Annotated in this window: 15 protein-coding genes; 2 read left to right on the top strand and 13 right to left on the bottom strand. The window is 57.6% G+C overall.

Annotation, left to right across the window (positions count from 1 at the left end):
* Positions 1–215 precede the first annotated feature (215 nt).
* Both INT39_RS17440 and INT39_RS17435 read right to left on the bottom strand, forming a co-directional pair.
* Entirely contained in the window at positions 216–1,586 is a 1,371-nt protein-coding gene (locus INT39_RS17440; RefSeq protein ID WP_193075280.1) for a DUF1329 domain-containing protein, read from the bottom strand.
* A gap of 25 nt (positions 1,587–1,611) precedes the next feature.
* Positions 1,612–3,453 (bottom strand): DUF1302 domain-containing protein, encoded by a 1,842-nt coding sequence (locus tag INT39_RS17435; protein ID WP_193075279.1) that lies wholly within the window; start codon positions 3,451–3,453, stop codon positions 1,612–1,614.
* Positions 3,454–3,714: 261 nt separating this feature from the next.
* On the opposite strand from INT39_RS17435, the gene INT39_RS17430 reads away from it, so the two are divergent.
* Positions 3,715–4,767 carry a helix-turn-helix transcriptional regulator gene (locus INT39_RS17430; RefSeq protein WP_193075278.1) on the top strand — a complete coding sequence of 351 codons (1,053 nt, stop codon included), beginning with the start codon at positions 3,715–3,717 and terminating at the stop codon, positions 4,765–4,767.
* 339 nt (positions 4,768–5,106) lie between these two features.
* Here INT39_RS17430 and INT39_RS17425 read toward each other — a convergent pair whose 3' ends face one another.
* The 10 genes from INT39_RS17425 to INT39_RS17380 form a co-directional block, all read right to left on the bottom strand.
* Complete coding sequence (locus INT39_RS17425; protein ID WP_193075277.1) at positions 5,107–6,048, bottom strand: IS110 family transposase; 942 nt, start codon at positions 6,046–6,048, stop codon at positions 5,107–5,109.
* A 669-nt stretch (positions 6,049–6,717) separates the two neighbouring features.
* The gene (locus tag INT39_RS17420; protein ID WP_193075276.1) at positions 6,718–8,733 is read right to left on the bottom strand and encodes a polysaccharide biosynthesis protein; all 2,016 of its coding nucleotides are present in this window, start codon (positions 8,731–8,733) and stop codon (positions 6,718–6,720) included.
* A gap of 78 nt (positions 8,734–8,811) precedes the next feature.
* Positions 8,812–9,828, bottom strand: a complete 1,017-nt coding sequence (gene galE, locus INT39_RS17415) for a UDP-glucose 4-epimerase GalE (protein WP_193075275.1) — start codon at positions 9,826–9,828, stop codon at positions 8,812–8,814.
* 14 nt (positions 9,829–9,842) lie between these two features.
* Positions 9,843–11,237 (bottom strand): phosphomannomutase CpsG, encoded by a 1,395-nt coding sequence (locus tag INT39_RS17410; protein ID WP_193075274.1) that lies wholly within the window; start codon positions 11,235–11,237, stop codon positions 9,843–9,845.
* 232 nt (positions 11,238–11,469) lie between these two features.
* Positions 11,470–13,086 (bottom strand): glucose-6-phosphate isomerase, encoded by a 1,617-nt coding sequence (gene pgi, locus INT39_RS17405; RefSeq protein WP_193075273.1) that lies wholly within the window; start codon positions 13,084–13,086, stop codon positions 11,470–11,472.
* A gap of 32 nt (positions 13,087–13,118) precedes the next feature.
* Complete coding sequence (locus INT39_RS17400; RefSeq protein ID WP_193075272.1) at positions 13,119–14,414, bottom strand: nucleotide sugar dehydrogenase; 1,296 nt, start codon at positions 14,412–14,414, stop codon at positions 13,119–13,121.
* A 9-nt stretch (positions 14,415–14,423) separates the two neighbouring features.
* Complete coding sequence (galU, locus tag INT39_RS17395; RefSeq protein WP_193075271.1) at positions 14,424–15,305, bottom strand: UTP--glucose-1-phosphate uridylyltransferase GalU; 882 nt, start codon at positions 15,303–15,305, stop codon at positions 14,424–14,426.
* A 236-nt stretch (positions 15,306–15,541) separates the two neighbouring features.
* Complete coding sequence (locus INT39_RS17390) at positions 15,542–15,988, bottom strand: helix-turn-helix domain-containing protein (RefSeq protein WP_226944869.1); 447 nt, start codon at positions 15,986–15,988, stop codon at positions 15,542–15,544.
* Entirely contained in the window at positions 15,985–17,301 is a 1,317-nt protein-coding gene (locus tag INT39_RS17385; protein ID WP_193075269.1) for a HipA domain-containing protein, read from the bottom strand. Before INT39_RS17385 ends, INT39_RS17390 begins: the two co-directional genes overlap by 4 nt.
* Before the next feature lie 353 nt (positions 17,302–17,654).
* Positions 17,655–18,821 carry a nucleotide sugar dehydrogenase gene (locus INT39_RS17380; RefSeq protein ID WP_193075348.1) on the bottom strand — a complete coding sequence of 389 codons (1,167 nt, stop codon included), beginning with the start codon at positions 18,819–18,821 and terminating at the stop codon, positions 17,655–17,657.
* 119 nt (positions 18,822–18,940) lie between these two features.
* On the opposite strand from INT39_RS17380, the gene INT39_RS17375 reads away from it, so the two are divergent.
* On the top strand, positions 18,941–20,287 hold the full coding sequence (locus tag INT39_RS17375) for a DUF2235 domain-containing protein (protein WP_319021382.1): 1,347 nt from the start codon (positions 18,941–18,943) through the stop codon (positions 20,285–20,287).
* A gap of 77 nt (positions 20,288–20,364) precedes the next feature.
* On the opposite strand, the gene INT39_RS17370 is transcribed toward INT39_RS17375, so the two are convergent.
* Positions 20,365–21,540 carry a DegT/DnrJ/EryC1/StrS family aminotransferase gene (locus INT39_RS17370; RefSeq protein WP_193075268.1) on the bottom strand — a complete coding sequence of 392 codons (1,176 nt, stop codon included), beginning with the start codon at positions 21,538–21,540 and terminating at the stop codon, positions 20,365–20,367.
* Positions 21,541–21,556 lie beyond the last annotated feature (16 nt).

The raw sequence follows: 21,556 nt of genomic DNA, 5'->3' as shown, positions 1-21,556 counted from the left end.
ACCGGCGAGTCATTCAAGAACCCGACGGTCTGGCTGATAGCCTTGAGAATAGCCCAGATAAAAGAACAGTTCCGAACTGTCTGTCCAAAGCAGGCTTTCAGGAAGCTTGCATTCGCAAAGAGCGTGATGACCTACTGCAACAACGATCGGCGTTTCCACAAAAAAAGGGGCACCCGAAGATGCCCCTTAAACCCAAACGTACAGCTACAAACGGATCAACGCACGCCTGACGCCCTCAGCGCTGCTGGAGTGAATTGATTGTAGGTTGGTGGAGTGCCGCCGTACTGCGGTGCGGAGGCTTCTTCGGTGTACATACCCAGTGCGATGTACCGGCCGGCCATCAGGTCATACAGCGTTTCCAGGGTATAACCCGGAATCTTGTGTTTGTAGTTGAAGGCAATATGGCCTTCGCCTACACGCCACAAGGTTCCGCGACCATCGTAGTGATCCGCCAGCCCGATCTGCCAGGAATCCTCATCAACGAAGAAGTTACGCTGCGCATAGATATGCCGTTGCCCTTGCTTCACGTTGCCCTGCACTTCCCAGACACGGTGCAGCTCGAAACGGGTGTGCTCTGGATTTACGTGGCCAGCGTGCAACACATCCTCATACTTCAGGCCAGGTGTGGAAAGCTTGCCAGAGTTGTACGGCAGGTAGATTTCCTTCTTGCCGATCAGCTTCCAGTCATAACGGTCAGGTGCACCGTTATACATGGAGAAGTTGTCCGAGGTACGCATGCCATCAGAAGCGGTACCCGGACCGTCGTAGGCAACCTGCGGTGCGCGGCGTACACGACGCTGACCAGCGTTGTATACCCAGGCCATACGCGGTTCTTTCAATTGGTCGAGGCTGTCGTGCACCAGCAGCACGTTACCGGCCAATCGAGAAGGCGCGTTCACTCGCTGCTTGAAGAACAGCAGCGTGTTAGGCATGGTCGATGCGTCGATATCGGGCATCAGGTTCGGGTAACCCACTTCCTCTTCCAGCTTGATAAGAGTGAAGGAGCCATTGGTTTGCGGCATGGCCTGCATGTACCAGCGGTGCACGTTCATGCGATGGCGGGTCATGTGGTTCCAGATGACTTCCGCCCCTGACTTCGGAATCGGGAAGGCGAAGGAAGCGCCAGCAGCAACGTTTTCGATACCATCGCCGCCATTGACCAACCTAGCCTGACCGGCAGTCGCCTTGACCTGATCGTAGACCTCTTGTGGGTAACCAATCGAACGCTGAGTCTGATACACCGGCATCCGGAAGGTTTCCGGATAGCGTTCGAACATCGCCGCCTGGCCCGGGGTCAGCTTGTCCTTGTACTGCTCATAGTTCTGGGCAGTGATGACAAACTCCGGCTGGGCACCCGCATAGGGGTTTTCCAGAAAGTTGTTGTCCAAAGACTTGCCAGCGTCGGTCGGCAAGCCACCAGTCCACTCCGGAATAGTGCCCTCGGCGTTCCCCGCTTTCTCTGCGCCAATCGGCGTCAAGTTGTTGCCCAACTGGTCGATTTCGGACTGAGTGAGGCTTTGTGCTGCAATACCGGTCGCGATCATGCTGAGTGCAAGACCGCAGGCACCGATTATTATTTTCTGCATATGCATGTTGTTCTCCATAGCCTGCTTAGAAACTTACGCCGACGCTGACGGCGGCAAAATCACGATCAACCAGCGTGTTGTACTTGCCATCAAAGAAGTTGGTGTAGCTCAGGCTAGCGTTGTACTTGTTGGCGTAGTCGGCATTCACCCCGACGCTGACCGACTTGGCGTTCTCGGTGAAGTTGGGGCTGTAACCTTCAACGTCATGTGAGAAAGCCATGTTCGGCGTCAGGTTGATGCCAGCGATGACGTTGCTGTAATCCAGGGACGCGCGCAGGCGGTAGCCCCAGGAGAAGTCGGTGTAGAAGCCATCGTTTTCACACCAGCTGCCGGCGTGAGGAGATTCCCCGGCAGCACCCAGGTTGGAAGAGCAAACTCCATTGGCATCAGGGCTTTGTCCGAACAGCGAGTCGCGGCCATATTTGGTTGTACCGTTGCCGGTGCCAATGCCACTGATGTAGTTGGCACCCACTTCACCAATCAAAGCAAGGCGACTGGCACCCAGAATACGATCAACAAAGTGAACCGCACTCATCGAGGCCTGCCAGAACTCCTTACGGTCGTAGCCCTGGATATAGGAGAGTGCGTCAGCACCTTCATAGCCTCGATAGGTGTTATCGAAGTTTCCGTCACCTTTGACCGCGTTTGACAGCGCTGTACGACTCATATCGCCACTGTTCACCTGCAGCGGCATATTGGGCCGATAACTGAGCTCCCCTGCTACAGAAGTGCCGCCGATATCAGTACCGAAGCTAATACCATACAAACGAATATCTTCAGGATGTTCGAAGAAGTAACCAGCAGAACCTCGTGCTCCATCAATGCCAATGACATGTCCAGCCGGATCCGCCGGATTGTTACCGCCTTTGATGTTGGAATATATCGGGTTACGGCTATGGTAGTTCATCGCATAGAAGCCGAACTCGGTATTGTTCAACTCAGGCACAAACCAACGGAATGCCACGCCGAACTGGCCACTGTCACTCGCTTCTTTATCTTTTCTCGAACGCACAATGTAGGGAGCGGTCCCCAGAGGACTGGCGCCGGCTACGTCACCTTGGGGGTAATCTTCTCCCACCCAAACCAATCGATCATTACACCCACGCCCCACCACATCAGACGATGAGAAGAATGTACCGCAGTTATCCGCGATCGTTCCATGCCACTTGAGCTGATAGAAAGCCTCCATGGTCAGGTTTTCGCTGAGGCCCTGGGAGAAATACAGCATCTCGACAGGCAGCAGACCTTCCTTCAGCTCGGCACCCGGCCGACGAAATGCAGACGCATCGATAGGGTTGATCGAGTTAATGCCGTTCTGGATGAAGACGCCTTCACCCCAACTGACTACCTGGCGGCCAAGGCGAACGTTGCCGGGGTTATTGCCGATGGAGTAGTTGTGGTAAACGAAGGCATCCAGCAGCTGGACCCCAGCGCCCTTCTGCAGAGGATGGCGGCCGGAGTCATCGATATCATAGAAACGCTGACTGCCGTCCTTGGTTTCGAAATCGTACCAATAGTTACCGCGGATAAAGGCACCTGAATCGCCGTAGCGCAATTCCAGATCGTGGGAGCCCTTGAAGATTTTGGAAAACACATCCCCCTTCTCATAATTCAGACGGCCATCGTCAGACGTTCGCGCAGCAGCTTCACCGCCCTGGTTTACGCCGTTGATTCCGGTCAGGGTATGGATAAAACGCTTGTCCGGATCGGCGGTCGACATGCTGGCACCGATGGAAAGCTGTGAATCGAACTGTCCTTGTATCTCTCCGATATTGAAGGTCGCTGCATTTGCCGAGCCTGTGAAGCTTGCGAGCCCGATTGCCAGGGGCAACGCGGCCAACGCCCAAGCATGCTTTGTTTTTGTCATTGTGCTGCTCCGTTAGTTTATATCCATACCAGCGGGCTTTGGGGAACCCGAAGGTCGGAATCAAGTCTGTCACGGCGCGCTGACATGATTTGTCTGATTCGGACCAATACCTTGGCCCGGGGGGACATTCATCTACTGAATGTGATCAATTTGCGATCAGGAATAGTCTGTTGTGATTTTTTGCACAATCGCTGCGATTACTCTATGTTATGTCTCAACGACAAGAATCGTTACAAATAAAAATAACAAGAGAGGCCGGTCATGAATATGATTCTCCCGCCCCTTCCCTGCCCCCGCCTTCAAGAGCGAGCGCTATGGGCCAAAGGCATCATCCAGACGCTGCCCCCTTATGGAAAACAGGCGCGCGATCTGCCTGAGGATTTGCGCCTTTACAATTCAACAGATGACATGAGTCTGGTGCACGTCAGCCAGACCAATATGAATCGTCTCTGGCACGCCGCCGCCAATCTCAGCCGCGACGATTGTTTTGCACTGCGCATGGGGCAGAGTTTCACCAGCCCAACCTCCCAGTTACTGGCGTTGGCTGCGCGGTCCAGTGAGACAGCCGAAGCCGGTATCCACCGCATAATACGTTTTGTACAAGTGTTCAGTACCCAGGCGCAGCTGTACTCGGTTGAAGACGAGCATCACCTGACCGTGTACTTCGAGCCCAAGGGCGCCGCTCATCCCTTGCACATTGAAGCGCTGCTTTCACGTTGCATCATCATGTTGCGCGAGCTGGAAACCCAGAATCTACCGCTGATCATGGAGGTGCGCCTGAGCGGCGACACTGAGAAACGACGCGAAGAGTGCGAGCGCATACTCGGCGCCCGGGTGCGCGTAGGCTGCAAGCGCGTCTCCGTTCGTCTCAACCGCCGCGCCCTGCAAGCCCCACTGCCGACCAGCGATGCCTTCCTGTTGAAACGCCTGGACAGCTCTCTGGAAGACATGCTGGAGCATCTGCCCAACGTGGATTTTGCCGAGCAGGTCAAACAGCGCATTCGCACCCTGCTTTCCGAACGGGAAGTATCCGAAAATCTGGTCGCCGCCCCATTCAACGTCAGCCCTCGCCACCTGAGACGCAAGCTCAGCGAGACCTGTACGACCTATGAAAAGCTGTTGGATGAAGTGCGTATGGAGCTGGCCATCAAACTGATCCAGGAACACCGCCTGAACCTCGGCCGCATCGCCTTTGAACTGGGATTCCTGGACCCGAGCAGCTTTACCCGGGCCTTCCGCCGCTGGACCGGCATGAGCCCCACCGCCTTCCGCGAGCAGAGCCACGGGAAACCTGAAAGCTCAGCGTTACTTTAGGTTTCTGATGGTGCCCTGGACGCTCCTGCGTCCGGTCTGGCAGCTTGCACGGTGGAGGGTTGGGACGCGGAGCTATCCCCAACCGATGGTGCCCACGCTCCAGCGTGGGTACCGCGCCTTGGACGCTCCTGCGTCCGGTCTGGCAGCTTGCACGGTGGAGGGTTGGGACGCGGAGCTATCCCCAACCGATGGTGCCCACGCTCCAGCGTGGGTACCGCGCCTTGGACGCTCCTGCGTCCGGTCTGGCAGCTTGCACGGTGGAGGGTTGGGACGCGGAGCGTCCCAGCATGCATTCCCACGCTGGAGCGTGGGAGATTCTATGGTTCATGCCAACCTTTTTTATAAGGTTTTGGGCCGATAAACCGTTTGATTCTGCATCAAGGCAAAGGCAATGCGCGCCAGCTTTCTTGCCAGCTTGATCAGCGCCTGAATGGGCTTGAGCCCCTGTGACAGATAGGTCTCGTATAACTCCTTCCAAGCAGCGGTTTTACGGGCAGCCATGGCTGCGTTGTAGAGTAGGCGGCGTAATTCCGGGTCGCCTTTCTTGGTGAGTTTTCGTCGGCCTACCTGCTTGCCAGAGTCTCGGACTTTGACATCCATCCCCAGATAAGCGATGAAGGCGTCACTGCTCTTGAAGCGACCTCGGTGGAAGGTGTTGGCGAGCGCCATTGAGCTCAGCTCACCAATGCCTTCGATGTCCATGCAGCGTCTTGCATCCGCGTCCCAGCCTACGTCTGCCAGGGCCTGTTTCAAGCGTTGGGTAATCAGCAGTTCAACGCGACGAATATGGGTATCCAGCTGTTTTCTCACCTGCTTCAACTCGGGTATGTCCTGCAAGCTCTGGCTCAACGCCACTCGGGTATGAACCAGGGAGGCTCGACGGCGTATCAGGCTTTGGATGCGGTAAAAGGCATCATGGGCAGGGATCCAAGGCTTGAGCTCCTCAAGCTCGTTCCTCAGATAACGCAGGATCAGTCTGGCATCAGACGGGTCGGTCTTGGCCCGGGTACCTACCCCATCGCGGTAACGACTGAGCCGATAACCATCCAGAAAATAGAGCTGGTGTGCTGCTGCATGAGCCAGCGTGGCCAACTGCCGATGATAAGTTCCGGTAGCTTCCAGAGCGATCCTTGAGCCCTGCGGCAACGACTTCAACCAGCGCTTGATAGCACTGGGGGAGTTGCTGATCGCTTCGATCTGAGGGGAGTCACTGCGAGCGATCACCAGTTCAGCCTTGCTGACATCGATGCCCACCAGGATAGATTCAACAGGTTTTGTCATGGCGCGTCCTCCAAGCTAAAGTAGTCTTTGACTTGTCAGGGCTCACCAGACGCTGGCTTGCAACGTATCGTCGGTCCGAGCGGCTTGGCTCTGCCGATGGATTCTCTATTGGCGTTTATGGTGAGGGTGGGGCGAAATCTCCCACAGTCCGTGCCGAAAGGCCGGAAAACGATTGAGCCCCTCCACCCTGACAGGTCCATTGTGAACCTGCAGGTGAACCATACAAACGATCGGTACTACTCAGCTTCCCAGTTTTTCTGATGGTGCCCACGCTCCAGCGTGGGCACCGCGCCCTGGACGCTCCTGCGTCCGGTCTGGCAGCTTGCACGGTGGAGGGTGGGACGCGGAGCGTCCCGGCAGGCATTCCCACGCGGGAGCATGGGAACGATCGGTACTACTCAGCTTCCCAGTTTTTCTGATGGTGCCCACGCTCCAGCGTGGGCACCGCGCCCTGGACGCTCCTGCGTCCGGTCTGGCAGCTTGCACGGTGGAGGGTGGGACGCGGAGCGTCCCGGCAGGCATTCCCACGCGGGAGCATGGGAACGATCGGTACTACTCAGCTTCCCAGTTTTTCTGATGGTGCCCACGCTCCAGCGTGGGTACCGCGCCCTGGACGCTCCTGCGTCCGGCCTGTCAGCTTGCACGGTGGAGGGTTGGAACGCGGGCTACTCAGCTCCCCAGTTTCTGATGTTGCTCATACAACAAGTCAACGATGCCGTTACTCGGCGCATAGCCTTGTACTGTAGACAGCAATGTCTCGCGGACCTGGTTGTAGTCGTCATCACGCACAGCCTGGCGCAGGGTGTCGAGGATGGGCAGGAGTGCGCTCCATGAGATGTGAACCTCGTTGGCACGGTGGATCTTACTGTGCGCGGTGGACTCGGGGTTGTCGCCGATCAGCAGCTCTTCGTACAGCTTCTCGCCCGGGCGTAGACCGCTGAAGGTGATGCCGATATCGCCGTTGGTATTGACCTCGTCACGCACCGTCAGCCCCGACAGCATGATCATCTTGCGCGCCAGATCCACGATGGTCACCGGCTCGCCCATATCCAGCACAAACACATCACCGCCCTGCCCCATGGCACCCGCCTGAATCACCAGCTGCGCCGCCTCGGGAATGGTCATGAAATAACGGGTGATATCCGGATGAGTCACTGTCACCGGCCCGCCGCGACGGATCTGCTCGCGGAAGCGCGGAATTACCGAACCAGAGGAACCCAGCACGTTACCGAAGCGCACCATGGTGAAGCGCGTGCGGTTCACCTGACTTACCGCCGGCTCTTCATCCCACAGACGTGGTGCCTGCTCCGCACTCAGCGCCTGCAATACCAGCTCAGCCAATCGCTTGGTAGAGCCCATCACGTTGGTCGGGCGTACAGCCTTGTCGGTGGAGATCAGTACAAAGTTCTCCACCTGGCACTTGATCGCCGCCTGCGCGGTATTCAGCGTGCCAAACACGTTATTCATGATGCCTTCAGCGATATTGTGCTCAACCATGGGCACATGCTTATAAGCAGCGGCATGGTAGATGGTGTTGATATCCCAGGCACCGATGACATCCTGAAGCCGACCGAAATTACGAATGGAGCCCATAATCGGCACCAACTGAATATCCAGCTTACGGCTGCGAATCCAACCCTCCAGCTCACTGTGAATCTGATACAGCGCAAATTCACTGTGCTCGAACAGCACCAGCGTGGTCGGACCGGATTGCACGATCTGACGGCACAACTCACTGCCGATCGACCCGCCAGCGCCCGTCACCATGACCGCCTGATCCTTGATGCAACGCTGAAACAGCGACTGATCCGGCGGCACCGGGTCGCGACCCAGCAAGTCGGCAACGTCCACCTCTTGCAGGTCATCCATCTTCACCTTGCCACTGGCCAGATCCATAATGCCGGGGATGGTACGCACGTGCACACCGTGACCCTGCAACATCGCGAGGATCTCCTGACGCCGCGCCCGAGTGGCCGACGGCAATGCCAACAGCAGTTCCGCCGCCCCGGTTTCGGCAATCATGCTGCCAACCTCGGCACCGGAATAGACCCGCAAGCCGGCGATGGTACGCCCCACCAAACACTGATCATCATCAACAAAGGCCACTGCCTTATACAGTCGTCCGACCTTCAGCGACGCCAGCAATTGCGTACCTGCCGCACCCGCACCGTAAATAGCCACAGGCCGACCGCCCGGTTCACCCTCACGAGCGGCATGCAGACCGGGCAAACCGGCCGTCAGCCAATCACCCATGAAATATTCACGCGCCAGCAGACGCAAACCACCGATCAGAATCAGGCTCAGCGCCCAATAGGAAAAATACACCGAGCGCGGAACGAGCACGTCCCAGCCGAAGTCCTTGGCTACCAGCAATATGAAAGCGAACGCCAGAAAGCCCAGGGTCACCGCCTTGGCAATGCAGTACAACGCGACGTTACCGAAATGCCGCATCACCGCGCGGTACATGCCCATCCGGACATACAAGGGCACGGCCAGCAGCGGCGCCAGCAAAAACAGAAAACCCTGACCGTTCTCAGGCCACAACCAGCCCTCCTCGCCCAACCGCAAAAACAACGCCAGCCACAGGGCCAGCGACAGCAGAATCACATCTGCCACGATCTGGATGGAACGCTTCTGGTTATGGCTCAGTTCAATTAATTGTTCTTTCAACACAGACTCCAGCATCTGATAAGGATACGCAGGTAGCTCACTCTGAATGCGACATCAGAATGTTACACAATGTTCCAGGTTATGATTTTTGTTCTAGCGGTAGCCTTCCGGGTTGCTCGACTGCCAACGCCAGGCATCGGCACACATTGCCTCCAACCCCAGAGTCGCCTGCCACCCCAGCTCCTTCGCAGCCAGTTCCGGATCGGCGTAGCAGCTGGCAACATCGCCGGGGCGACGCCCCGTCAGCGCATAGGGCAGCTCACGACCGCAGGCCTTTTCGAAGGCGCGCAGCATATCCAGCACCGAATAGCCCTTGCCCGTGCCCAGATTGAACGCCTTGATACCCAGCCCGCGCTCCAGCCATTGCAATGCTTTGACGTGCCCTTCAGCCAGATCCATCACATGGATGTAATCGCGCACCCCGGTACCGTCGTGCGTCGGGTAATCACTGCCGTACACACTCAGTTGCTCGCGGCGCCCCACCGCCACCTGAGCGATATACGGCATCAGGTTATTGGGAATATCCGCCGGATCCTCACCGATACGGCCACTGGCATGCGCGCCCACCGGGTTGAAATAGCGCAGCAAAGCGATATTCCAACTGGCATCGGACACATGCAGATCACCCAGCATTTCCTCGATCATCAGCTTGGAGCGACCATAGGGATTGGTCGCGCTGGTCGGAAAATCCTCGCGAATCGGCAGCGAGGCCGGATCGCCATAGACAGTCGCCGAAGAGCTGAACACCATGTTCTTCACACCGGCACGCTGCATGGCCTGGCACAACACCACAGTACCGCTGACATTATTGTGGTAATAACGCAGCGGCTCAGCCACCGACTCACCCACCGCCTTCAAGCCGGCAAAGTGAATCACCGCATCGATCGCGTGCTGCGCAAACAGCGCGTCAAGCAAGGCCGCATCGCTGATGTCGCCCTCGATAAGAGTCACCGCGTGACGGGCGATGTCTTCCACCCGCCGCACCGCTTCCCGGCAACTGTTGCTGAAATTATCCAGCACCACCACCTTGTACCCCGATTCCAACAGCCTGATGCAGGTGTGCGAGCCAATATAGCCTGCACCACCGGTCACCAAAATCGTTCTACTCATGCTTCTTTCCTTGGTCAGATGGCGCCTATGGCATCCAGCAACTTGTCTGTTTCCTGTTGCATCAGCGCTCGATCGCCCCGACTTTCCACGTTCAGACGGATCACCGGCTCGGTATTCGAGGCGCGCAGGTTGAAGCGCCATTCTGCGAAACGGATACTCAGGCCATCAGTGTAATCCACATCCAGCGCGCCCGGCGCATACTGCTCTTCGATTGTCTTGATAACGGCCGAGGCATCGCTGACCGTCAGGTTAATCTCGCCAGATGACGGATAGGCTGCAATGCGCTCACCCACCAGCTCGGACAGCGGCTTGCTCTTGCGGCAGATCAGCTCGGCCACCAGCAGCCAGGGGATCATGCCACTGTCGCAGTAAGCGAAATCGCGGAAGTAATGATGCGCGCTCATCTCACCGCCATAGGCCGCGTCTTCGGCGCGCATACGCTCCTTGATGAACGCGTGCCCCGCCTTGGTCTGCACCGCCACGCCGCCGTTCTGTTCGACCTGCTCCACGGTATTCCACACCAGACGCGGATCGTGAATGATACGCGCGCCCGGCTCCTTCTGCAGAAACGCCTCGGCCAGCAAGCCGACAATGTAATAGCCCTCGACAAAACGGCCCTGCTCGTCGAACAGGAAGCAACGGTCGAAGTCACCATCCCAGGCGATACCCATATCAGCGCGGTACTCCAGCACCGCATCGCGGGTCACCGCGCGGTTTTCGATCAACAGGGGGTTGGGGATACCGTTGGGGAAGCTGCCGTCCGGCTCGTGGCAAATCTTGACCATTTCCACCGGCATATGCAGCTCGGCGAAAGCCTGCTCCAGCGCATCCACCACCGGGCCGGCAGCGCCGTTACCGGCATTGACCACCAAGCGCAATGGCGTAAAGGCCGCAGGGTCGATGTAGCCGAGCAGATGCTCGATATAGTCGGCGCGGACGTCGATCAGCTCATAGCTGCCACGCTCTTCGTCCGCCACCTTGGGGTCGCGCCCGTCCACCAACTCATATACGTTGGCTTCGGCCAACGCGCGAATGTCCGCCAGACCGGTATCAGCCGAAATCGGCCGCGAGCCTTCGCGTACCAGTTTGAAACCGTTGTAATCGATCGGGTTGTGCGACGCCGTTACCTCGATACCGCCGTCAACGCCCAGATGGAAAGTGGCGAAATACACCTCCTCCGTGCCAACCATACCCAGGTCCAGCACATCCACCCCTTCATCACGCAGCCCATTGGCCAGGGCTGCCTTCAACACCGAAGACGTCTCCCGCACATCACCGCCCAGCACTACACGTTTGGGCTTGAGCCACTGCGCAAAAGCGCGGGCAATACGATAGGCAATGCCCTCATCCAACTGCGTGCCCAACTGGCCTCGGATGTCATACGCTTTGAAACACGTGATCTGCGACATGAATAATTGATTCCTGAGTAAACTCAAAACCTTGTCATCGAATCAATGCTCGACAACCCGAAAACAAGGCGCCCTCCGGGCGCCGTCGCCCCGAGGCGGGCCTCCTACAAAAACCGAACCAGAACCAACTCGCACTCGCGCCTCACCTCATAATGTAGGAGGGGCGCCCCGCCGCGACGGCGTCCGCAGGACGCCCGGGGTTCCCGCAGCAGAGTGCGGCCGCCAGCCCGTCCTACCCTAAAATCCTCCGCAACAACCCCGCCGTAGAAGAATCCACGTCCTCCAGATCCTCCCGCTCCCCACGAATTCGCGCCAGCGTATCCACCGCCAGCCGCTTACCCATTTCCACGCCCCACTGATCAAAAGGGTTGATCCCCCAGATCACCGACTGCACAAACACCTTGTGCTCATACATCGCAATCAGCGCACCCAGGCTATAAGGCGTCAACTCATCCAGCAGCAAAGTCGAACTCGGTTGATTACCACGGTAACGCTTATAAGCCGGCATGCTCTCGGGATCTTTCAACGCCGCATCACCCAGCGCCAGCAACCGTGACTGCGCCAGACAGTTTGCCAGCGCCAGTTCATGCTGCGCGACCAGCTCTTCCACCGTCTGGTCATGCACCGCCTCGTGGTAGCGCCGCGCCGGCATGATGAAATCGCAGGTCACTGCCTCGGTACCCTGATGCAGTAACTGATAGAAGGCATGCTGAGCATTGGGCCCCACGTCGCCCCATACAATCGGACAGGTACTGTGCTCAACGGGTTCACCCTCGCGCGTCACGCTCTTGCCGTTGGACTCCATCTCCAGCTGCTCAAGATACATTGGCAAATGCTTCAGCCGCCCGTCATAAGGCAGCACCGCCTGAGCATTGATGCCCAGCACGTTGGTATTCCAGATACCAATCATCGCCATCAGCACCGGCAGATTGGATTCCCAGGGCGCCGACTTGAAGTGCTCATCCATCAGATGCGCACCCGCCAGCATCTGCCGAAAACCATCCATACCCACCGTCAGCGCGATCGGCAAACCAATCGCCGACCACAACGAATACCGCCCACCAACCCAGTCCCAGATCGCCAACTGGTTCTCTTCACTGATGCCCCACTCGGTCATCTTCGCCGCAGCGGAAGACACCCCGAGAAAATGGCAATGCAGCACACCACTTTTATTGCCAAGCGTGCGCTGTAGCCAATGCCGTGCGGTCTCTGCGTTGCTCAGCGTATCGATGGTGGTAAAGGATTTCGAGGAGATGATAAACAGCGTCGAATGGGGATTCAGTTCACGCAGCAATTGCGACAACTGGCTGCCATCCATGGTGGAGGCAAAATGCACCGTCAAACGGGATGAGGTCGGCACCGCACTGTCACACAAGGCATCGCTGATCATCAAGGGGCCGAGGTCCGAGCCGCCGACACCGATGTTGACCACATCCGTCACCACCTCACCGGTCACCCCACGCCACTGACCCGCGTGGAGCTTGCTGACAATGTGATCCATGCGATCCAGCTGCTCATGTACCTGGGCAGTGATGTCTTCTCCGTCCACCACGCATTCAGCATCCGCCGGCAAACGCAGCGCCCAGTGCATGGCTGGGCGACCTTCAGTGCAGTTGACCGGCTCGCCAGAGAACAACCGACTGATCCAGTCATCCAGTTTGCTCTCACGCGCCAGGCCGAAGAGTTTGGACAGGGTCTGTTCGCTCAGCCGCTGCTTGGAATAATCAAACAACACAGGCCCGCATTCACAATGCAGGCTCTCAAAACGCTGCGGATCCGCCGCAAACAACTGCGCCAGATGCTGCCCCTGCATGGTAGCGGCGTGATCCGCCAGAATGCGCCAGCTCATAATGTGCCTCTTATTAAATATCGCGTCCCCACTCACCGCCGCCCAATACCGTAATAAACAAACCCCCGCCCCTTCACAAACTCCGGATCCCACACATTGCGCCCATCCAGCAACAACGGCACCGCCATATCCGCCTTCAAACGCGCAAAATCCGGGCTCCAGTAGGACTTCCACTCCGTCACCAACATCAAGGCATCCGCCCCAGCGGCAGCAGCGTAAGGATCATCATGCAGCACCAGATCATCCCGCTCACCAGCCCACGCAGCCAAAGCCGGCAACGCCCGCGGATCATGCACATGCACCTGCACACCCTGGGCCCACAGCGCTTCGATCAGCTTCAACGCAGGGGCGTGATCGATGCGTGCCGACTCCGGCTTGAACGCCACGCCCCAGAGCGCCACCTTGCGCCCCTCCAACTGCGTATCGAGGTGCCGCCACAACTTGCGGAACAGCGTCTCCTTCTGGCGCTCGTTGATCTGCAGCACCTCTTCCAACAACTGCGCTTGCAAACCGCTGTGCTGCAAAGTACTCGCCAGACTCATCACATCGCGGGAAAAACTCAGACCACCAAAGCCACACCCCGGATACAGATAAGCCTCACCAATCCGCGTATCCGCCCCCATACCCTGGCGCACGCGCTCGATATCCACATCCAGACTGTCGGCCAGATTGGCCATGTCATTCATATAACTCAGGCGCGTGGCCAACATACCGTTGATGGCCAGCTTGGTGAATTCCGCCTCACGCGGGCGCATATGCATGATGCCATCGCGACGGCGATTGAAGGGGCGCAGCAACTCCGCCACCAATCGACTGGCCCAGGGCATATCCGCCCCCACCAGCCAGTGATTCGGACGAGTGAAGCCCGTCAGGGCAGCGCCTTCAGTCAACAGATCCGGCACACTGACCACCGCCCCGAAGCGCGAATCCGCACCCGGCCGATTCAACAGCGTGTGCTGCAACGCCTCGGTACTGCCCACCGGAAATGTCGACTGGTTGACCACCAGAAATTCCGGATCAATCTCCGCCGGCAGGCTATCCACCAGCCGGTGCGCAAGCTCCAGCGCATCGGGAGCCAGCGCCAACCATAACACCGTACAGAGCGGATCAGGCAGCACACTCAGCGGTGCCACGACCAACCGGCCGGCGCGCTTCTGCTCCAGCATCAAGGGTGCCAGACCGGGCTCGCGAAGCGAGAAGTCATCACTGTCCAGGCTGTTCGCAACCGAACCAGCGGACACGTGCAACGTCACCTGATGCCCCGTCGACGCCATCGCCGCCGCACTCACCAGCGCACACAGCGTATCGCCATACACTTCAAGGAACATGCTCAGCCCTCAGCCTTGATAGCGCGTCAACAACGCACGGAAGTCCGCACCCAACTGCGGATGCTGCAGACCATAGGCCAGCGTCGCCTCCAGATACCCCAGCTTGCTGCCACAGTCGTAGGAGCGCCCGGCAATGTGCCAAGCCTCAACACCCTCGTTCTTCATCAACTCGGCAATCGCGTCAGTCAACTGGATCTCACCACCCGCACCAGGTGCAGTATTGGCCAGCAGATCGAAAATACCCGCGGGCAACACATAACGCCCGACAATTGCCAGATTCGACGGCGCCTCCCCACGCGGCGGCTTCTCCACCACCCGCGTCATACGCGCATGCCCAGCCGGCTGCAGATCAGCGCCGTTCAGATCAACCACGCCATACTGATGCACCAGCTCATCAGGCACAGGCTCAACCATGATCTGCGCCAGCCCCGTCTCAGCAAAACGCCGGGTCATCAGGCCCAGATCAACTGCGTTACCGCTCTGCTCCACCAACACATCCGGCAGCATCACCGCGAAAGGCGCATCGCCGACAACCGGCCGCGCGCAATACACAGCATGCCCCAAACCCAGAGCCCGGCCCTGACGCACCGCCGTCACCTTCAACTGGGGCGGCGCAATATCGCGCAGTATCTGCAGCAGCTCATGCTTGCCGCGCCGTTCCAGCTCCGCCTCCAGCTCATAATTCACATCGAAGTGGTCCTCGATGGCCTTCTTGCTGGAATGGGTCACCAACACGATCTCATTGATCCCGGCGGCCAGCGCCTCTTCCACAACGTATTGGATCACCGGCTTGTCCACCACCGTGACCATCTCCTTGGGAATCGCCTTACTGGCAGGTAGAAAGCGTGTACCCAACCCGGCAACTGGCAAAACGGCTTTAGTGACCTTCACGGTAACTCCTGAATATTTAAAGAATTTTCAACTTTAAGAAAGCGTAGCGGAAAAAGAGTTCAGGAAGTATTGCCCAGATCCAGCCCAAGCGCTCGCAAAGCCTTACCACCATGGCCGGAGCCAGCACAACATCAAAACCGGGACGCAGAGCCCTCATAAACCGATGGTTCCCACGCTCCAGCGTGGGAACCATCGGGGCGGGAGCGGGGGCTGAGTGATAGCTCATGGGAGCCGCGCTAGCGGGTTGGTCCACCGTCCTCTTGGCTCCTCTTTTCTGTGACCTTGCGCAACTTGTCAGCTGCAGGTCCGTGCCTTGCTATCCCTTTAGGCTTCGCCCCCCTTCCGGTGGCATATTCAGGTACAGGCTTTCCGCTTGAATGCATCGCAGCAACCAACGATGACCTTTTACTCGGTGCAATCGCCGCCATGAGCCCCATCCGCAGACCAAACTTACGCAATATCGAATCGACAGTGCTCAAAGTCGGATTACCTTTGTCTGTTTCCAACTGATACAGCGCTCGGGTGGACATACCGCACATCTGAGCAAAGGTTTCCTGATCGAAACCAGTGACCTCCAAACGAAGTCTACGGATAGCCATGCCAAGGGTTAACTCACCATCAGTGTGCATCCGAATGATCTCTTCGATCAGTTGTTTACGCCCTTCTCCAGTCACGGCTTTCATACCAGCCTCCATAACTCAAAGCTCGAGTCCAGATTATTGACTGGAATAGCCTTTGATTGGCGAACATCCAGAGGCATATCTACGAGCAAATCCGGCAGTGCTCTGAACTCATGGGCGGCGCCACGGATTCGCTCATACAGATCATCTGGGGCATACCATTGCGGAAAGCAGGCACAGATCTCACGCCACTGTGGGCTCCCTTTTTTTTCGGCTTCCCATTTCGTTGCCCTGGTTACTCCCTCCGCATCCAGGACCATCGGGGCCAGGTCATAGATCGGGGCCAGATCAAACCTTCCCCTGTACCGGAATATGGATGTGTTGCGACCGTGATTGTCACTGTTGCCAAGGATTCGGTTAAGCAGGTCTCGCCGTATGTATTCAAAGATCAGCTCTGGCACCTCACCGGCTTGCCCGTTTAAGCACCACAACTCAATCAGCTTCGCCAACACAACCTCATGCTTGAGCCTCGACCCCGGCTCTGTGTTACCAAGCAAGGAGTAGACCGACTCTACCGCGATACGCTCAACGCTCCCGCCATTCACAACGCGGTCAAAACGTGGCATCCAAAGGCTGGGCCTTTGAGCTTCTTCCAAGCTCAAACCCTGAGTTGAAACGGTATTCAAACCAAGGCTCGACACTGCTTTGTAGTACTGATACTCAGCACGAAGAATGTTCTTGTCGTTCTCAGTCACCTTGTTCCGCGCGAACTTAACCAGCGAGTGTGACTGCACTAGAGAATCATCAAGCATGGCGTCAGCGTAAAACATCCCGTCACGCCCCTCGACCAACAATAGCTTGGGTGCTTCACCCTGAGCGCCAGTCGCGCCGCCCAGTGCAGCTCCAGCCTCGTAGGCGTACTCAAGAAAATCATTGGTACGCTCAACAACGTCCTGGCGAGCAAAAGCTTCAGCCCCTGTGTCCTCAAGAGCTTCAACCGACTCTTTCACACGTAGATTGCCAATAGGCGATGGCGTACATCTACCCAGTAAAAACAGATCAAGATCCATTTCCGGGGGCTTTTCATCATTGAATCGTTTGATCAGCGACTTCTTTGCATGACCAGCGGGAATGATGTCGAGAACGAAGGCCGGGAAGCCTTTGGTATCCTCAGCACTCCAGTTGGCAGGCAAGTTCACACTGACGGCATGTTCAAAAATGCTATCTATCACATCATAAAAGTCATGCAGATAGGCCGTCTTGTACGAAGCCGTAATGCGCGCACTCGCAACAACCTGCGTATTCGAGATACTCAGATCCAGAGCATCGTGCCATTGGCCGTTTACATAGGTTTGTATAGTGAGGGATTCGTCCATTGCAGCCAACCAAATCGGCATTAAGATGCTGATAACCCTAGTTCACAGCGACCTAATCAGCAATATAAATCTTTAAATCAGTTCCAACCGATCTAGATTCGGCAATTTAATGCCGACTATGACTTACCCCTCTGATGGTCCCCACGCTCCAGCGTGGTAACCGCGCCCTGAACGCTCCAGCGTCCGAGCCACCCGCCTGCACAGCGTTAAAACCGGGACGCAGAGCGTCCCAACAGGCATTCCCACGCTGGAGCGTGGGAACGATCAGTGGGAACGATCGGGTGCAGTGGCGTGGGGTCCTAGGGCGTGGTAACCGCGCCCTCCACCCCGCTGAGATCAGCGTGCAAAGCCCTTCAATCACACCCAAACAAATCCCGCGTATACACCTTGCCCGCCACATCAGCCAACTCCGGCGCCTGCCGGTTAGCTACCAGCACATCACACACCCGCTTGAACTCATCCAGATCGTCCATCACCTGCGAGCCGAAGAACACCCCCTCCTCCAGCACCGGCTCATACACCACCACCTCCACGCCCTTGTCCTTGATGCGCTTCATCACATCCTGAATGGCCGACGCACGGAAATTGTCCGAGCCGGACTTCATCACCAGCCGGTAAATCCCCACGACCTTCGGCTGGCGCGACAAAATCGAATCGGCAATAAAGTCCTTGCGAGTGACGTTGGCGTCAACAACAGCCTTGATCAGATTGTTCGGCACCCGGTCATAGTTGGCCAGCAACTGCCGAGTATCCTTGGGCAGACAGTAACCGCCGTAGCCGAAACTGGGGTTGTTGTAGTGATTACCGATACGCGGGTCCAATCCCACCCCTTCAATCACCTGACGACTCTGCAGGCCACGGGCCTCGCAATAGCTGTCCAGCTCATTGAAGTAGGCCACGCGCATGGCCAGATAGGTATTGGAAAACAGCTTGATGGCTTCCGCCTCGGTCGAGTCGGTGAACAGCACCGGCACATCCTGCCGGACGGCCCCCTGCTGCAACAACCCGGCAAATAACCGTGCCCGCTCACTGCGCTCGCCCACAATAATCCGCGATGGATGCAGGTTGTCATGCAAAGCCCTGCCTTCACGCAAAAACTCCGGAGAGAAGAGGATGTTGTCAGTGGCAAAACGCGCCTTGATCGACTGCGTATAGCCCACCGGCACGGTAGACTTGATGACCATCACCGCAGTGGGGTTGATGGCCAGCACATCGGCAATAACCGACTCCACGCTGCGGGTATCAAAACAGTTGGTATCGGGATCGTAATCGGTAGGCGTGGCGATGATCACAAACGCCGCCTCATGCAACGCCACCTGCTTGTCCAGGGTCGCGCGCAGTGTCAGCGGCTTGTTCAAGAGAAAATCGGAGATATCCGCGTCTTCGATGGGAGATAGACGATCATTCAACAGATCGACTTTCTCCGGAAGGATATCCAGCGCCACCACGTCGTTGTGCTGTGCCAACAACACCGCATTGGACAGCCCCACATAACCGGTACCCACCACCGCGATCTTCAACATACCCCTGCACACTCCCAGCCGATGGACCAGGACATGGTGCAGGGTGAATGTGACAACGCATGTGCAAAGCCCAGCGTCGGGATATTCCAAAGATCATCAGTTCTTAGCCGTTCCGGGTGATACGCCGCCGACGCCAAATACGTTATACAGAACGCTCACCCCCCCATGACAAGGAGCAAGTCATGCCCAAACGTCGGCTCATCCTCTGCCTGGACGGCACCTGGAACTCCAACGACAAAAGCAGCAAGGTCACCAACGTCGTTAAACTCCTGCGCTCCATCCCACCGGTCGCGGACGACGGCACCAGCCAGATTCTCTACTACGGCCGCGGCGTCGGCACCGCCAAAGGAGACAAGATGCGCGGCGGCTTCAGCGGCGCCGGGCTGGATGACAACGTCATCGATGGCTACCGCTTCCTCGGCAACAACTACCAGCCAGGCGATGAAATCTACCTCTTCGGCTTCTCCCGAGGCGCCTACACCGCCCGCAGCCTCGCGGGTCTGATCGACCTCGCCGGCATATTCCACCCATCCTGCCTCGGCCAGCCACTGGATCAACTGCTGGACATTCGCCTCTCGGACCAATACTCCGACAACGACGCAAGAAAAGCGGCCATTACCGCCATCGAGAAGCTAGAGCGCCACGAACAGATCACCATCAAATGCGTAGGCGTCTGGGACACCGTCGGCTCGCTGGGCATCCCCGGTGACTGGGCAAAGACCCTCTCCTTCGCGTCCCGCTGGTACTTCCATGACGTCCACCTGGGCCCACATATCGAAGTCGCCCTGCACGCCCTCGCCATCGACGAAAAGCGCGCCGCCTTCCCGCCCACCCTATGGGAGAAACCCATAAACCAACCGCTCCCGCCGGGGCAGATAGTCGAACAGGTCTGGTTCTCCGGAGTGCACTCCAACATAGGCGGCTCCTACCCCGACAGCGACCTCTCCGACATCACCCTCGACTGGATGATCAAACGCCTCCGTGCCCACACCGGCCTGGCGATCGACATACACAACGTCACCATGGACGCCAACCGAGCCATGCAAGAACGCATTAAAGGCAAAGGTATCGAAAGCCGAACACTGCTGTACCGCGCCATGCTCAGCCACACCTACCCCTACCTACGCACCCTCTGCAACGTACTCACACCGCCCACCGGCAAACTCGACAGCCTGATCCGCAACCATATCAGCCTCGTCAACAGCCGGCGCAACGCACCCAAGCCAGGGGAAGAAACCGTCAACGAACGCCTGCACATCTCCGCCCTGCAACGCTGGCAACTCGAACAAGTCCAGCATGACGCGCCTGCGGACAAAGACACCGACCCAACACCCTATCGACCACCCAACCTGACCGCCGTGATCAAACAGGCACAGACTCAGCAATCCGCGACCATTCCCGTGGTCGGCTGGGACGGCAAACTGATCCCACCAGAAGAAGTGCCCTGGCCCACTAACAACTAAAAAACCACACCCCAGAAACAACCAAGCCGCTGCCTGCAAAAGCAGAGCAGCGGCTTGGGAGCAACTGAAGAAGCGAATTACAACCCAGCCTCCCCCATCACCTCATCAATAACCGCACAGGTCTTCCCGATCTCATCCTCAGTCAATGTCGGATGCACCAGGAACATCAAGCTGGTCTCCCCCAGCTCCCGCGCCACCGGCAACCGCTCCGCCGGGCGCCAGTTGGTATTATCGAAGGCCTTTTCCAGATACACCTCGGAACATGAACCCTGAAAGCAAGGCACTCCACCGGCCACAATCGCCTCGATGATCCTGTCCCGCGTCCAGCCTTCAGCCAACTGCTCGGGCCGCACCTGTACGTAGCACTTGTAGTGCGCATGAACATAATCAGCAGGCAACACAGGCACTCGCAGCGCCGCATGCTGGCGGCAGGCTTCCCAGATCCGCTCCGCGTTACGTGTACGGGCAGCAGTCCAATCGGCCATACGCTTGAGCTGAATGCGCCCAATCACCGCCTGAACTTCAGTCATCCGCCAGTTGGTACCAAAGTTCTCATGCAACCAACGAAAACCCGGCGGGTGCTCTCGCTCATAAATGGCATCCCAGGATTTACCATGGTCCTTGTATGACCACATACGCTTCCACAGGTCCCGGTCGTTAGTAGTCACCATGCCACCCTCACCGCCGGTGGTCATGATCTTGTCCTGACAGAACGACCAAGCACTGATATGACCAATCGAGCCAACCGAGCGGCCCTTGTAGCGAGTGCCATGGGCCTGGGCGCAATCCTCGATCACATACAGCCCGCGCTCCTGCGCCAACGCCATGATCGGGTCCATATCACAGGACCAACCGGCCAAATGCACACAGATCACCGCCTTGGTGCGTTCGGTCAGTACCGCACGCACAGTCTCAGCAGTAATGTTCTGCGAATCAGCATCCACATCTGCGAAAACCGGTACGGCACCGGCGGTAACAATACTCGACGCCGAAGCGAGGAACGTACGTGACGTGACCACCACCTCATCACCCGGCCCGATATCCAGCGCCTTCAACGCCAGATCAAGCGCTACCGTGCCATTGGTCAACGCAATGGCATATTCGGAATCAGCCCAGGCAGCAAACTCCTTCTCGAACTCACGGCCTTCCTGACCAGTCCAGTAGTTGACCTTGTTGGAAAGCAGCACATCACGTACAGCATTGGCTTCTTCCTCGGTAAAGGAAGGCCAGGGAGAAAAAGGAGTGTTAAGCATGGAGTACTCTACTAGA

The sequence above is a fragment of the Pseudomonas sp. FME51 genome (genome assembly GCF_014897305.1).
Note: the sequence above shows the minus strand (reverse complement) of the source record. Positions and strands in the feature narration are given on the sequence as shown.